The sequence below is a fragment of the Vibrio sinus genome (genome assembly GCF_023634645.1).
GTDB classification, from domain to species: Bacteria; Pseudomonadota; Gammaproteobacteria; order Enterobacterales; family Vibrionaceae; genus Vibrio; species Vibrio sinus.
In genome coordinates, this window is record NZ_JAMKMR010000022.1 from 62,505 (window position 1) to 77,375 (window position 14,871).

Sequence of the window (14,871 nt, forward strand, 5' to 3'; positions counted from 1 at the left end):
CTCAGGAAATGAGCCTGTTGCTGAGTGTATCTTGCATGATTGCCACCTGCTCTGAGAGTCTGTTCGCGACATGAAATGATGCTGTTTGAGACAAGTGATAAACAATGTCGAGCAATGACTGTTTTGGATAACCCGATGTCGCACAGGGATAACTATTAAATATCGGATGGCAGAACAATACAGATACCCCGAGTGGGTAGATATAGCTAAGTAAGGTAGCCATGAGTACCCCATCAACAACGTGGTTGGCTATGACTATGAAACCGTTGCAGAAATGACAGACTATGACTGACACGAATAATGCCATCGCTACCAGCAGTAGCGCTTTTACGCCCGTCGCAACACAAACCTGGAGCAACGGACGCCACATCGTACGATGTGTGAAAGCCATTCAGGAAACTTGGGATACAAAAACCTTCTGTTTTATGGCCGAACAACCCATCATGTTTTTCTTCAAGCCAGGTCAGTTTGTTACATTAGAGCTTGAAATCGATGGTCAGCAAATATTTCGCTCTTACACCATATCTAGCTCGCCTTCCGTGCCTTATAGCTTTTCAATTACCGTGAAACGAGTGCCAGGCGGTTTTGTGTCTAACTGGATTCACGACCATATGGATGAAGGCACTGAACTGGCGGTACATGGTCCAGTAGGCGACTTCAACAGTATTGATTTTCCGGCCGAGAAAGTATTGCTGCTTTCCGGTGGCGTAGGAATTACGCCGCTTATCTCGATGGCGCGCTGGGTATACGATACCAACAGCGATGTGGACGTGTTGTTTGTACACAGTGCTCGTACACCTAGGGACATTATTTTCCATCGAGAGTTGGAATTGATGTCGTCCCGCATTGCTAATTTTCACCTACATCTTATCTGCGAACAGCTCGAATCTGGCCAAAATTGGTCTGGTTACCGAGGCTTTTTGGATGCTGACAAACTGAGTATCATCGCCCCAGACTTCATGCAGCGAGAAATTTTTTGTTGCGGCCCGACTCCCTACATGAGCGCGGTTCGCCGACTGCTTAAGCAGTCTGGCTTTGATATGGATCGATATCATCAAGAATCATTTGGCCCAACACCGCAAGAGGTTGAAGATCAGGTTGTACAAGATGCCGAAGTAGCGGCTGAAGAAGCAGACGCCATTTTGCCCAGTGAGTTGATTGAAGTGTGTTTTACTCACAGTGATAAATCGGTGCAAATTGCGCCGGGAGAAACCGTTCATGCGGCTGCGGCAAAAGTGGGGCTAACTATTCCTAAAGCGTGTGGGATGGGCATTTGCGGTACCTGTAAAGTGAAAAAGACCCATGGCAGTGTCGAGATGCAGCATAACGGCGGCATTACGGATGAAGATGTGGACGATGGGTACATTCTATCTTGCTGCAGTATTCCAACTGGCAACGTGATAGTGGATTACTGACAGCGCAGGTACGAGATTGGACTCTCGTCAGTTTTTTGGATATGGCTTTGCAATCTGCAGGCGCGGCGAACGGCTTCCACCCTGATACATATTGGCTCAATTTGGTTCTTCATTGTGATTGCTCTTTTAGCACACCATCTCATAAGGCCGGCGCATCGAGCGTTCTGGGCTGTTTGAGGATCGGCTAACTCGCGTCACATATACCCTACAACGATAATATCCGACAAGGAGACTTCGATGTCTTACCAACAATCTAACCACGGCGTGGTTTACAAAGGTGAAGGAAAAGTTGCCGTAGAAGCGATCCCTTTTCCAGAATTGGCACTGGGAAGCCGTAAGTGCGAGCATGGTGTCATTTTAAAAGTTCTGACCACCAATATCTGCGGCAGCGACCAGCATATGGTTAGAGGACGCACTACCGCGCAAGAAGGACTAATATTGGGCCACGAAATCACCGGTATTATTCTTGAAAAAGGCCGGGATGTGGAATATGTCGACGTCGGCGATATTGTCTCGGTGCCATTTAATATCGCTTGTGGTCGTTGTCGAAACTGCAAATCTGGCATGACAGGGATCTGCTTAAACGTAAATCCATCCAGACCAGGTGCAGCTTATGGTTACGTTGACATGGGAGGTTGGGTCGGAGGCCAATCTGAATATGTGATGGTGCCTTACGCCGATTTTAACCTGCTCAAATTCCCAGATCCTGATCAGGCTAAAGAAAAGATTCAGGATTTAACCCTACTGTCAGATATTTTTCCGACTGGCTTTCATGGCTGTATAACTGCGGGGGTCGGACCGGGCTCTACCGTTTATATTGCTGGGGCTGGCCCGGTTGGCCTTGCCGCTGCGGTCTCAGCTCAATTACTTGGTGCAGCGTGTGTCATTGTCGGAGATATGAATTCAGACCGCCTAGAGCAAGCTCGTCGCTTTGGTTGTGAAACCATTGATCTGCGTGTCGAGGGCAGTATGCAAGATAAGTTAGAGGTCATCCTCAATGAACGGGAAGTGGACTGCTTTGTTGATTGCGTGGGATTTGAGGCGCACAGTTGTGGCTGCGGCCACACTCACGAGGCGCCAGATGTGGTGCTCAATTCCGCAATGGAGATGACCCGTGCAGGTGGCTCGATCGGCATACCGGGCTTGTATGTCACGGATGATCCAGGAGCGGAAGATGCGGCGGCGAGGAAGGGATCATTAAGTCTGCGTTTTGGTCTCGGCTGGGCAAAATCTCACTCATTTCACACCGGTCAGTGTCCGGTAATGAAATACCATCGTGGACTGATGCAGGCCATTTTGTTTGATAAAGTCAAAATTGCCCAAGCGGTGAATGTCCAAATGATCAGTCTGGATAACGCGCCACAAGGCTATGCTGACTTTGATGGCGGAGCGGCAAAGAAATTTGTCATTGATCCACACGGAGAGTTTATCTGAGCAAGTTATCTTTACTTGGCTCCACCATAGACGGTGGAGCCACATCCGTTTTGGCTTCGAGTCAACGTCACTGTTATGTCGCAAATCGATATAAGTAAGACGGGCAGAAGCAGATGCCCAAGACTATCCGTCGATAACATTGACTGAGCTCAGGGCAGCAACGCCTGAATTTACCGGTCAGCTTGGAGAAATACCATGTTTACGAAACACGATGTCATAGCCGATTTTGATGAGGCTCTGTGGTCAGCCATGCAGCGAGAAGCCAAACGCCAAGAAGAGCATATAGAGCTGATCGCATCTGAAAACTATACCAGCCCGAGAGTTATGCAAGCGCAAGGCTCAGTACTGACTAACAAATATGCAGAAGGGTATCCGGCTAAACGCTATTACGGCGGTTGTGAGTACGTCGATCAGGTAGAGCAACTCGCAATAGAGCGAGCATGCCAATTGTTTTGTGCCGACTATGCGAACGTGCAGCCCCACTCAGGCTCTCAAGCCAATGCCGCCGTTTTTATGGCATTATGTCAGCCGGGTGACACCATTTTGGGCATGAGCTTGGATCACGGTGGTCACCTCACTCACGGCGCAAAAGTGAGTTTCTCTGGAAAAATCTACAATGCGATTCAATACGGCTTGAACCCTGAAACTGGAGAAATCGATTACGACCAGGTTGAGCGTTTGGCTAAAGAACACCGACCTAAGATGATTGTCGCCGGCTTTTCAGCCTACTCGCGTAAAGCAGATTGGGCGCGCTTTCGAGATATTGCCGATCAAGTCGACGCGTATTTATTTGTTGATATGGCCCATGTCGCGGGTTTGGTTGCAGCAGGCCTGTACCCCAACCCAGTACCCTGGGCAGATGTGGTGACATCGACTACTCATAAGACGCTCCGTGGCCCACGTGGAGGACTGATTTTAGCTCAGGCTAACCAGGAGCTTGAGAAAAAACTCAACTCAGCGGTTTTCCCTGGTGGTCAGGGCGGACCACTCATGCATGTGATTGCGGCTAAAGCGGTTGCTTTTCAAGAAGCCCTGCAACCTGAGTTTAAAGCCTATCAGCAACAAGTTGTGATCAACGCGCAAGTGATGGCAGAAGTGTTAAATGCGCGTGGCTACGATATTGTCTCAGGAGGGACCGACAATCATTTGTTCTTGCTCAGCCTTATTAAACAGGGCTTAACTGGCAAAGCGGCAGACGCAGCCCTTGGCCTGGCGAACATTACCGTCAATAAAAATGCCGTGCCCAACGATCCGCAATCCCCTTTTGTCACCTCAGGGTTACGCATTGGCTCGCCGGTTATCACTACCCGTGGCTTTAAAGAGCAAGAGTGCACCAAGCTGGCCAGTTGGATCGCAGACATTCTGGATGTTCTTGATAATGAGCCACAACTAGAGCAAAAGGTGAAAGAAGTTAAATCACAGGTGCTGGCTTTGTGCTCGGCATTTCCTGTGTATCAAAGTCTTGATAAATAGAGTGTGGGAGTGGTGATATGGAGCGTTATTCAGGGTTTGGATTACTCAAACACAGCCTGGCATACCATGAAAACTGGCAGAGAGTGTGGCGCAGTCCAAAGCCAAAGAAAAACTATGATGTGATCATCATTGGTGGCGGAGGTCATGGGCTTGCGACGGCGTACTATCTTGCAAAAGAACATGGTATTAACAATGTTGCCGTGATTGAAAAAGGCTATTTGGGCGGGGGTAATACCGCTCGTAATACCACCATTGTACGCTCCAATTATCTGTGGGATGACGCGGCCCTTCTTTACGAGCATTCGATGAAATTGTGGGAGGGGTTATCGCGAGATCTCAACTACAACGTCATGTTTTCTCAGCGCGGTGTGCTGAACCTGGGCCATACCTTACAGGACATGCGTGATATTGAACGGCGGGTCAATGCCAATCGTTTAAATGGTATTGATGGTGAAGTACTTGATGCCAAACAAGTGCAGGAATTGGTGCCGTATATGGATTGCTCTCAGGATCGACGTTATCCAGTGATGGGGGCATCGTGGCAACCACGAGCAGGAGTAGCGCGCCACGACGCCGTGGCTTGGGGGTTTGCACGTGGCGCAGATAGTTATGGTGTGGATCTGATTCAGCAGTGCGAAGTCATTGATATGGTTATCGAAGACGGGGCCATTGTCGGTGTAAACACCAATCGCCATGGCGTCATAAAAGCGGACCGCGTAGGCTGTGTGACGGCAGGCAACTCTGGCGTATTAGCCAAAATGGCGGGGTTTGAGCTTCCGTTGGAATCTCACCCGTTGCAAGCTCTAGTCTCTGAGCCGATCAAGCCCATCCTTGATACCGTGGTGATGTCAAACCACGTCCATGGTTATATCAGCCAGTCAGATAAAGGTGATTTAGTGATTGGAGCGGGTATCGATGGTTACAACGGATACGGTCAGCGAGGCTCTTACCAGACCATTGAACATACGCTGCAGGCGATAATTGAGCTGTTTCCGATTTTCAGCCGGGTACGCATGAACCGCCAATGGGGGGGCATTGTCGATACCACACGTGATGCCAGCCCTATCATCTCAAAAACGCCGATCGAAAACCTATTTTTTAATTGTGGATGGGGAACCGGCGGTTTTAAAGCCACCCCTGGTTCGGGTAATGTTTTTGCCGCTACGCTGGCCAAAGGCGAGGAGCACGATTTGGTCAAAGCCTTCTCGATGTTTCGTTTTCACGATGGTGCTTTGGTTGACGAGCACGGCGCAGCTGGTGTCGCGCATTAAGCAAGGGAGAGCACGATGTTTCATATATATTGTCCACACTGCCACGAAATGAGAGAAGAAGAAGAGTTTCACGTCAAAGGCCAGGCCCATATTGCTCGTCCGCTAGACCCGGATCAGTGCAGCGATAAAGAGTGGGGAGAATACCTCTATTTTCGCGCCAATCCACGTGGTCTGCATCATGAAATTTGGGTGCACACGGCAGGTTGTCGCAAGTTTTTCAACGTCACGCGCGACACCGCGACCTATGAAATTAAACAGGTTTATAAGATAGGCACGCAGCCACTAAACCCAGAGAAAAGCACGTTAGGATCGGAACTATGACACAGAAAAATCGAGTGCCGACAGGCGGGCGAGTGGACCCATCCACACCACTCAGCTTCACGTATAATGGCCAACAATATCAGGGGTATAAAGGTGATACGCTGGCATCTGCTCTGTTAGCTAACGGAGTGAATATTGTGGGTCGCAGTTTCAAATACAGCCGCCCCCGCGGCATCGTTGCCGCAGGAGCAGAAGAGCCAAATGCCATTTTGCAAGTTGGGGCGACGGAGGCGACACAAGTCCCCAATGTACGTGCTACACAGCAAGAGTTGTTCGATGGTTTGGTCTGTGCTTCGACCAACGGCTGGCCTAGTGTGGAAACAGATGTGATGGGGTTGGTGGGTAAAGTTGGCGCTAAAGTGATGCCTGCGGGATTTTATTACAAAACCTTTATGTCACCACCATCCATGTGGCCGACCTACGAAAAATACATTCGTAAAGCGGCCGGACTTGGCCGTTCGCCCCGTGAGGTGGATCCAGATCTTTATGACAGCATGAATCAGCACTGTGATCTGCTTGTGGTCGGGGCAGGCCCTGCCGGATTGATCAGCGCATTGTGCGCCGCTCGGGTTGGTGCTCGCGTTATTATTGCTGATGAGCAAAGCGAATTTGGTGGCACACTGTTAACAAGAAACGACATCATTGACGATAGGCCAGCCCAGGAATGGGTGAAAGATGTGGTCGACGAATTGGCACGGTGTCCGGATGTACTTATGCTGCCACGAGCAACCGTTAATGGTTATCACGACCACAACTTCTTGACCATTCATGAACGCCTGACCGATCATCTCAGTGATAAAGCAGACAACCATCAGATCCGTCAAAGACTACACCGTGTTCGTGCTCGTTGGGTGGTATTAGCCACGGGTGCGATTGAACGCCCGTTAGTGCACGCGAATAACGATGTACCAGGCTGCATGCTTGCATCAGCCGTCTCTACCTACATCAATCGTTACAGTGTTGTGCCGGGCGAAAAATTGGTGCTGATGACCACCAACGATAATGCGTATTACACGGCGATTGATTGGTGTAAGGCTGGACGTGAAGTGGTTGCAATTGTGGACACTCGCTCACACCCCGATGGTCCGCTGGTCGAGCTGGCCCGCAGCCATCATATAACCGTGTTGACTGGTTCAGCTGTCATTGATGTGCAGGGAAAAAAACGTGTCAGCGGAGCGGTTGTAGCGAGCATTGATTCTGAGGGTAACAAAGTCACCGGCGGTGTGCAGACATTGCGTTGTGACACCATTGCAACTTCTGGTGGTTGGAGCCCAACCGTGCACCTTTCCTGTCACACAGGAAGCCGACCTGTATGGGATGACGAAGCGATTGGTTTTGTGCCGGGGCACAGCATCCAGCGCCAGTTAACAGCGGGCTCAATCAATGGCGTTTACTCTCTAGATAAGGTGCTCGAACAGGGCTTTGCAATTGGGCAAAAAGTCACGCAGCTACTTGGTTTTCAAACTGGTTCACATACTTGTCCCAAAGCGCGCACTCGCATAGAAAGTCAAGCGATGACACTGTTCCATATTCCCCACACAGAATCTACCTCACGTGCGCCAAAGCAGTTTGTTGATTATCAAAATGATGTCACTGCGGCCGGGATTGAAATGGCCACGCGGGAAGGCTTTGAGTCGATTGAACACATAAAGCGTTATACGACAATGGGCTTTGGTACCGATCAGGGAAAACTGGGAAATATCAATGGCATGGCGATCGCGGCGAAGAGCCTTGGCCAGACCATTCCAGACACAGGTACCACTATTTTTCGGCCAAACTATACGCCGGTGACGTTCGGCGCGATAGCAGGTCGCCACTGTGGCGATTTGTTCGACCCAATCCGTTACACAGCCTTGCACAATTGGCATGTTGAGCACGGAGCAAAGTTTGAAGACGTCGGCCAATGGAAACGCCCATGGTATTATCCTCGTGAAGGTGAAACCATGCAGCAGGCGCTGGATCGTGAGTGCCAAGCGGTGCGAGATAGTGTCGGGATACTCGACGCATCTACACTCGGAAAAATTGATATTCAGGGCAAAGATGCTCGCGAGTTTATAGGTCGTGTATACACCAATGCCTGGGCCAAACTTGCCGTGGGTAAATGCCGTTATGGTTTAATGTGTGGCGAAGATGGAATGGTGTTCGACGACGGTGTAACGTCATGCCTTGGTGAACATCACTTCCTGATGACCACCACCACAGGTGGCGCTGCGCATGTACTTGAGTGGCTAGAGCTTTATCATCAAACCGAATGGCCAGAACTTGATGTGTACTTCAATAGCGTGACGGACCACTGGGCTACGATGACGCTAGGGGGGCCTAACAGCCGTAAGCTTTTACAGGCGCTGACTGATATCGATCTCTCTAACGACGAATTCAAGTTTATGGACTGGCGTGAAGCTAAGGTGGCTGGTGTACCTGGGCGGATTTTTCGTATCTCATTCACCGGAGAGCTGTCTTTTGAGATCAACGTACCAGCAAACTACGCCCGTTTTGTTTGGGATAAGTTGTTTGAACATGGCGAGAAATACAATCTGACGCCATACGGCACGGAAACAATGCATATACTTCGCGCTGAAAAAGGCTTCATCATTGCCGGACAGGACACCGATGGTTCGATGACCCCTTATGATCTTGGCATGAGTTGGTGTGTTGGAATGAAAAAACCGTTTAGTTTTATTGGCAAACGTGGGATGGCCCTTGAAGCCAACCAGCGTGAAGAGCGTAAACAACTGGTTGGGCTGAAAACGATTGAGCCGCAAATCATTCTTCCTGAAGGTGCTCAGGCCGTCAACGACCCAGATCAACCGGTACCGATGGACATGCTCGGTCACGTGAGCTCAAGTTACTGGAGTGCGAATTTGAATCGCAGTATTGCTATGGGCTTTATTAAAGGTGGCCACAACCGAATGGGAGAAACCGTGTTTTATCCACTGGCGGACGGGCGTATTGTCGAAGCCGAAATCTGCAGTCCAGTATTTTTAGATCCCAAAGGAGAGCGCCAACATGTCTGATGTACACACTCCAGAAAAAACCGAAACCCTGAGCCCACATCTGGTATCAGTCACCAATCAGTACGCCATGGTGCCTGCACAGTCGCCTCTTCAGCATCAAAAACCGATATCGGACAATGTGGCCACCGAAGAGCAGGGACTCACCATGAAAGAGGTCGCCTTGATGGGCCATTTAGTGTTGCGAGGGGATAGTGATAACCCGTTGTTTGTTGAAACGGCGTCACAGGTATTAGGGCTTGCATTGCCCACTCAGCCTCTGACTTCAGTGGAAAAAGCCGGTAAGGTTGTTTGCTGGCTAAGCCCAGATGAATGGCTGATTCTTACCGAGGCTGATGAACTCTATGCCCTTGAGCTAGCACTGCGAACGGCGTTAACGGGCCATATTTCTATTGTCAATCAGAGTGGGGGCCAGACGATTATTGAGCTCAGCGGTCGTGACGTGAATAAGGTGCTTAAGAAAAGTACCCCTTTAGATATTCACCCTAGAGTGTTTCCTATCGGTAAAGTGGCGGGCTCGGTTTTGGCAAAAAGCTCTGCGCTGATTCGACGTATAGATGAGTATCATTGGCAGTTAGTGATTCGACGCAGCTTTGCCGATTACATCTGGCGCTGGCTCGAGGCCGCTGGTCAAGAATATGGTGTGAGTATAGAATCACATCAAACAAACAGCCAAGATAGACAATAATGATGGAGCATTAGATGGGCACTTCTTCGAATACTTGGATATTTACCGCCAGTTGTCCGAGCCAGCTTGGTACGGTCGATGTGGTGACTCGATTTATGGCTCAGACCGACAATTACATCAACGAAATCCATTCATTTGATGATCGGGTGTCTGATCATTTTTTTATACGAATCGAATTTACCCCACAAACGGCGACATTCTCCCCAGGCCAATTCAATGATGATTTTGCCCAACGGGCCAAAGCGTTTGACATGATCTGGCAATTGTCACCGTCAGCTCACAAAGAGCGCGTGGCGATATTGGTTTCCAAATTCGACCATTGCCTTAACGATTTGCTGTTTCGAACGCGTACCGGGCAGCTCAACATTGAGATCCCGGTTATTATCTCTAATCACCCTGATTTAAAATCGCTGGCCGAGTGGCACGATATTCCCTATTACCATCTACCTATAACACCAGAAACCAAACGCGAACAGGAAGAGCAGATACTGGCCTTAGTCTCGCAATATAATATTGATCTCGTTGTACTTGCTCGTTATATGCAAGTGCTATCGCCACAGATGTGTCAAGCGCTTGATGGAAAAGCGATTAACATTCACCATTCTCTTTTACCCGGGTTCAAGGGAGCAAGGCCATATCATCAAGCATGGGAGAAAGGGGTAAAAATGGTAGGCGCGACCGCGCACTATGTGAATAACGATCTTGATGAAGGGCCGATTATCACGCAGGGCGTGCAATCTGTCGATCATGCCCATTATCCCGAGGATTTGATTTCTAAAGGGCAAGACATTGAGCGGATTACCTTATACAACGCCGTTAAGTATCATGTTGAAAAACGAGTGTTTTTAAGCGGTAATCGTACCGTGGTGTTTACTCATTGAACCCAACTGAGCCCTGAAGTTACACATATGCCTAAACACTACCCAACTTTAGCTTTATTAAATGCGTCATATCCAGCTCGAGTACTTTTTATATCATCATAATTTTCAGGATGCCTAAATTTTAATATTGTGTCTCCATCACTTATTCCGGATGTTGCAGACATCACCTCATAATATGAATGATGATCTTTGGGGGGGAGTAGATTAGCAAGCATTAGAAGCCGAGCGTCATGTAAAGATGGTATATCACGATTTAGGCCACCATCAGATAATCTAATATAATTCCTTACCGAAGCCCAATGATTTAAAAACCTTAGTGAGTGACCGCTGGGACCTGATATTATAGGTCTATTAAGGCGAACTGCTTCACTGAACCATTCCCCGACCTTAGGGTCACCCCTATTTTCTGCTACAACAACATTAGAATTGTTTCCCGTATGGTGCTGTCTATATTTTGGAGATAATTTATTATGTTCTCTAACACTACCTTGTTCATCTTCAATAAAATCACTTTCACTCCACTTCATTTTAAGAGTGTCATATAAAAATGATTTTCTGTCCTCAGGAGTTAATGACGCTATATATTTCCTTGCGTTGATTGGTTCTTCGTCATGATACAACTGACTATAACGTGCTTCTATCTTTTCCTGCGTCGCAACTGGATAGTCTTCCCATAGCTCTATTTCATGCAGACCAACATCAAAACCATGGTTATTCCATGGAAAAATAGGATTAAACATATCAGGAACTTCGTTAAATAGATTTTGTCTACGGTTTGGATCTGGTGCTTTAGGATCATTGTATTCTGGTGAGTCTAGTTTAAGGTGTACGGCCAACACATGCGCATCAAGCGAATCTTTATCTTCTAGTAACTCTTGCGCTCCACCTATTTTACCAACCATAGACTTAATCTCATGCTTGATATGTTCAGGAAATCGAGCGAATTCCATAGGTACCCCTGACATTTCTCTAATTCTCCTTGCAGTTCCAATCATTCTATCATCTAAAACCAAAGCTTTTCCTAACTTAACTTCAAAGGCGCGATTTTTGGTTGATTCATCCGATTTGATCTGGTGCTCAAAACGAGCCCTTTTAGTTAAGCTGGGAGAGGGGGTTCCTTTACGCTTGCCTGTGGTAGAACGCCCGACAGCTAAACTATCTATAGTAGCTGTACTATTTTTAACGCTATCTACCGATAATTTAGAGGGTAGTTTATTGGTATCCGTAGGTGAAGTTTGAACCGTAGATAATGCAGACACTCGAGTCATTATGGCTATACCTTGATAGTGATAAGACAAGTAATATAACAAAGATAGGTTTCATTGATCTATAAGGGTTTACCCATAAGGGCTAACTACAAAAGCGGTAAAAAGCCCACCACTTCAATGTAAATAATAGATAAAGGAAATGATCCCTCCCGCCAATAAATTTACCAGCCATGTTACGCATGTGTTAATCATTAGAAGCTGATGCTTGTCTTAAATAGAAACCTAAGCGCACTATAACTAACTATATTTCCTTCAAAATAGCTGTAATTCACCCATATAAAGGAGAAAGATTATCCACTAACTCAACCATTTGACGTATTACCCAAAGAAAAGACACTCTAGTTTCAGGCTTACCTTTGTTAGATTCCATATACCCGGGTAATCCCTCATGGAAATATGAATTTAATCATGTCTAATGGTTTTTTTGCTACTCAAAAGCGACTGCTATATATGATTAATAACCCACTATCTTTCTCTCAACACATTCATCAAGACCTTAGCCTGTTTGTTCGAGATGCACTCTCTGGACTCGGTGTCTCCGATAGTCAGCTTAATGACTTTGACTCACATTCTACGATATCTATTGACTTAACAGATGGAGAACCCATAAATATCTCATTGATTAATGACCGATTAATCGTCTGGTCGGTAATCCCACTTAGTACAGAACAACTATTTTCTGACGCGAGAGCAATTCTTTCTACCCTGACAACACCGTTTGATTCCGTTGAGACTGGTAGCCTATCTCTAGGGATGTGCGAAGGTGGCTTTGAATTGAAAGCGCTAGTAAATATTGACGCATTAAAAGAGAAAAAATTGGGAAAAGTTCTAAGTGACTTTAATAGTGTATCTTCTTCAATTTATCAACCGGTCATGACTCCAACCCGTTGATATATGATACAAGCCAATATTTTAGAAGTAGCCATGACCTTCATCGAAGTACCTTGCCGTTTTTGTGGAAGAAGTGCTTCATTTTATAGAGGCTCGATAAAAGCATCTTGAGACCACATAGTCTAACTATTGCGTAATAAGAAAAATAGAATTCCTTGTTGGCTAGTTTACTTTAGTGACAGCTAGACTAAAATTCTCTCCATTGCTTGACATCCTCGGCCATTAAGAAATTTCAGTTATATCGAAAATGATAAAATTTAATAGGGAGCAGTATTTCTTCAAATTGCTCAAAGCCGAATATACTTGTTATATTAAACTTTAAGATACAAGCCAAGTGCTACTTTATTATGAATTACATTGATGAACTTCCTTACTTTCTAGCAGTAGAAAAATATCTAAGTTTTTCCAAAGCCGCAACTCAATTGGGCTGTGCAAACTCTACAGTATCAAGAAAGATCGCTTCCCTAGAAGGAAAATTAGAAACTTCTCTATTTACTCGGAGCACTAGAAATGTCATGTTAACCGAGTCGGGTCAAGAGCTATACAAAAAAATAATCCCTACTTTGACTCAGTTTGATGACATATTTGAGAGCATAAAGGATGCGAATAATCAATCTCAAGGCAGTATCACAATATCCTGCCCGGCCCTATACGCAAACTTATATCTAAGTAGATTACTTCCTGACATTAGAGAGAAATGGCCGAATATTGATCTAAAGATAATCACCAGTGAAGACTATGTCGACCTGACCAATGACGAAGCAGATATCTGTATTCGAGTTGGCCGGCCTAAAGATGAAAACTTTATCGCAAAGAAGCTAGCGGATGTTAGATACTGGCTGGTTGCATCGAAAAAGTATATAAATGAGAATGGTTTGGTCGATAGCCTAAAAAATCTGGAACAGCATAATCATATTATGTTGAGAATGAAGGCGTATCATAAAAAATGGAAATTCACTAAAGAAGATATAACTAACGAAATAACAATAACTAGAAATAAAATAGTAACCAATAATGTAGAGCTACAAATTAATTTGGTAGAGAAAGGTTTAGGCGTTGGGCTATTTATGGACCGTATTATTTATCCTTATATAAACCAGGGTAAACTGGAAAGGGTGTTAGATAGCTATGCTATTACACCAAACTATGCCGATAGTATCATATACATTGCATTTACCAGAGATAAATCCTCGCAAAATAAAGTGAGAGTGATAGTTGACTACCTATTCGAAAACTTGAAAAAAATACACGCTTCTGAACTCGTCTAATCAAATGATTTTTATGGAAAAACCTTATCTCTAGGGGTTAGGCATTTTTTGTATCTAACGTTATAAAAATGATTGAAGAGCTCACATGACCTTATGAGTTTAAGGCTACAACATCTCAACTGCAAAGTGGTAGCAAGAAACGCTAACAATAAGTGCAGCGAGTGGAATACAAAACATGTAGTGGTAAATCCCTAGTTATATAAATAATGAATATTAATATAATCTGATGGGCGAGAGGAAAGGTTATGAATAATATTTTGCTAATTGAAGATGATAAACTATCTGGCGAAGGTCTGGCTGATTTTTTTAACAAAAAAGGCTTTCGATGTACATGGCTGAAGAGCATTAGTAATGTCGAAAAATACTGGATATCGGCTGATTTAGTTTTACTAGGTAGGCAGCTTACTGAAGGTGATAGCGCTAAGTTTTTACCAAGTTGGCTTGCTAAGAAAGCCATTCCAGTCATTATTTTAACTGCAAAGGTAGAAGTCGAGAAATCAATTGAGATTCTCATGGCTGGCGCTCGGGATTGTATAGTAAAACCATTTTCATATATGGAGTTGTTAGCTAGAATAATTGCTCAACTCAGGCCCTTAGGGGAAAGTAATATCCAATATGAAGATATCAGCATTAATGTCTCAGCTAGAACGGTGCGCTATCAAGGGAAACTAATTGAAATGACAACTAAGGAGTTCGATTTACTATTGTTGTTGGTTCAAAATCAGGATAGGGTATTTCACCGAGAAGAAATACTAAATAAAACATGGGGCTATCAGGCTTTTCCCACCACTAGAACCGTCGACACACATATTTTGCGAATTCGAAAGAAACTGCCATCACTTAATATAGAAACGTTAAGGAGGATTGGATATAGGTTGAAGAATAATACTAAGCTGTAGAAGTTCAGACTTGATCTAACAGTTACCAGTTTTATACAGGTGCCCTGTTAG

The 14,871-nt window shown here is 45.8% G+C and carries 13 protein-coding genes; 11 read left to right on the top strand and 2 right to left on the bottom strand.

Translation table 11 applies throughout. The annotated features are described in order from the left end of the window. Position 1 precedes the first annotated feature (1 nt). Positions 2-223 carry a hypothetical protein gene (locus tag M9194_RS18300; protein ID WP_250614141.1) on the bottom strand — a complete coding sequence of 74 codons (222 nt, stop codon included), beginning with the start codon at positions 221-223 and terminating at the stop codon, positions 2-4. Between the two features lie 61 nt (positions 224-284). Between M9194_RS18300 and M9194_RS18305 the strand changes: the two genes are divergently transcribed. The 8 genes from M9194_RS18305 (at position 285) to purU (ending at position 10,494) form a co-directional block, all read left to right on the top strand. Continuing rightward, entirely contained in the window at positions 285-1,415 is a 1,131-nt protein-coding gene (locus tag M9194_RS18305) for an FAD-binding oxidoreductase (RefSeq protein WP_250614142.1), read from the top strand. 237 nt (positions 1,416-1,652) lie between these two features. Beyond that, entirely contained in the window at positions 1,653-2,849 is a 1,197-nt protein-coding gene (gene fdhA / locus M9194_RS18310) for a formaldehyde dehydrogenase, glutathione-independent (RefSeq protein ID WP_250614143.1), read from the top strand. 195 nt (positions 2,850-3,044) lie between these two features. Beyond that, complete coding sequence (gene glyA / locus M9194_RS18315; protein ID WP_250614145.1) at positions 3,045-4,322, top strand: serine hydroxymethyltransferase; 1,278 nt, start codon at positions 3,045-3,047, stop codon at positions 4,320-4,322. 17 nt (positions 4,323-4,339) lie between these two features. Then, a complete protein-coding gene (locus tag M9194_RS18320; protein WP_250614147.1) occupies positions 4,340-5,593 on the top strand; it encodes a sarcosine oxidase subunit beta family protein in 1,254 nt (417 codons plus the stop codon). A 15-nt stretch (positions 5,594-5,608) separates the two neighbouring features. Then, positions 5,609-5,914, top strand: a complete 306-nt coding sequence (locus tag M9194_RS18325; RefSeq protein ID WP_250614148.1) for a sarcosine oxidase subunit delta — start codon at positions 5,609-5,611, stop codon at positions 5,912-5,914. Continuing rightward, positions 5,911-8,928 (top strand): sarcosine oxidase subunit alpha, encoded by a 3,018-nt coding sequence (locus M9194_RS18330; RefSeq protein WP_250614150.1) that lies wholly within the window; start codon positions 5,911-5,913, stop codon positions 8,926-8,928. Before M9194_RS18325 ends, M9194_RS18330 begins: the two co-directional genes overlap by 4 nt. Then, positions 8,921-9,613, top strand: coding sequence for a sarcosine oxidase subunit gamma (locus M9194_RS18335; protein ID WP_250614151.1), 693 nt, complete (start codon positions 8,921-8,923; stop codon positions 9,611-9,613). The genes M9194_RS18330 and M9194_RS18335 overlap by 8 nt, the downstream gene beginning before the upstream one ends. A gap of 14 nt (positions 9,614-9,627) precedes the next feature. Then, positions 9,628-10,494: a formyltetrahydrofolate deformylase gene (purU, locus tag M9194_RS18340; protein WP_250614152.1), complete on the top strand. Its 867-nt coding sequence runs from the start codon at positions 9,628-9,630 to the stop codon at positions 10,492-10,494. Between the two features lie 38 nt (positions 10,495-10,532). On the opposite strand, the gene M9194_RS18345 is transcribed toward purU, so the two are convergent. Further along, positions 10,533-11,762 (bottom strand): hypothetical protein, encoded by a 1,230-nt coding sequence (locus M9194_RS18345; RefSeq protein ID WP_250614153.1) that lies wholly within the window; start codon positions 11,760-11,762, stop codon positions 10,533-10,535. A gap of 408 nt (positions 11,763-12,170) precedes the next feature. Between M9194_RS18345 and M9194_RS18350 the strand changes: the two genes are divergently transcribed. The 3 genes from M9194_RS18350 (at position 12,171) to M9194_RS18360 (ending at position 14,820) form a co-directional block, all read left to right on the top strand. After that, on the top strand, positions 12,171-12,653 hold the full coding sequence (locus M9194_RS18350; protein ID WP_250614154.1) for an InvB/SpaK family type III secretion system chaperone: 483 nt from the start codon (positions 12,171-12,173) through the stop codon (positions 12,651-12,653). A 347-nt stretch (positions 12,654-13,000) separates the two neighbouring features. Further along, positions 13,001-13,921 carry a LysR family transcriptional regulator gene (locus M9194_RS18355; RefSeq protein WP_250614155.1) on the top strand — a complete coding sequence of 307 codons (921 nt, stop codon included), beginning with the start codon at positions 13,001-13,003 and terminating at the stop codon, positions 13,919-13,921. 245 nt (positions 13,922-14,166) lie between these two features. Then, complete coding sequence (locus M9194_RS18360; protein WP_250614156.1) at positions 14,167-14,820, top strand: response regulator transcription factor; 654 nt, start codon at positions 14,167-14,169, stop codon at positions 14,818-14,820. Positions 14,821-14,871: the final 51 nt, after the last annotated feature.

Coding starts and splice junctions, on each gene's coding strand:
- M9194_RS18360 (WP_250614156.1), top strand. CDS start 14,167: ATGAATAATATTTTGCTAATTGAAGATGATAAACTATCTGGCGAAGGT.
- M9194_RS18320 (WP_250614147.1), top strand. CDS start 4,340: ATGGAGCGTTATTCAGGGTTTGGATTACTCAAACACAGCCTGGCATAC.
- glyA (WP_250614145.1), top strand. CDS start 3,045: ATGTTTACGAAACACGATGTCATAGCCGATTTTGATGAGGCTCTGTGG.
- M9194_RS18305 (WP_250614142.1), top strand. CDS start 285: ATGACTGACACGAATAATGCCATCGCTACCAGCAGTAGCGCTTTTACG.
- M9194_RS18335 (WP_250614151.1), top strand. CDS start 8,921: ATGTCTGATGTACACACTCCAGAAAAAACCGAAACCCTGAGCCCACAT.
- M9194_RS18325 (WP_250614148.1), top strand. CDS start 5,609: ATGTTTCATATATATTGTCCACACTGCCACGAAATGAGAGAAGAAGAA.
- M9194_RS18350 (WP_250614154.1), top strand. CDS start 12,171: ATGTCTAATGGTTTTTTTGCTACTCAAAAGCGACTGCTATATATGATT.
- fdhA (WP_250614143.1), top strand. CDS start 1,653: ATGTCTTACCAACAATCTAACCACGGCGTGGTTTACAAAGGTGAAGGA.
- M9194_RS18355 (WP_250614155.1), top strand. CDS start 13,001: ATGAATTACATTGATGAACTTCCTTACTTTCTAGCAGTAGAAAAATAT.
- M9194_RS18345 (WP_250614153.1), bottom strand. CDS start 11,762: ATGACTCGAGTGTCTGCATTATCTACGGTTCAAACTTCACCTACGGAT.
- M9194_RS18300 (WP_250614141.1), bottom strand. CDS start 223: ATGGCTACCTTACTTAGCTATATCTACCCACTCGGGGTATCTGTATTG.
- M9194_RS18330 (WP_250614150.1), top strand. CDS start 5,911: ATGACACAGAAAAATCGAGTGCCGACAGGCGGGCGAGTGGACCCATCC.
- purU (WP_250614152.1), top strand. CDS start 9,628: ATGGGCACTTCTTCGAATACTTGGATATTTACCGCCAGTTGTCCGAGC.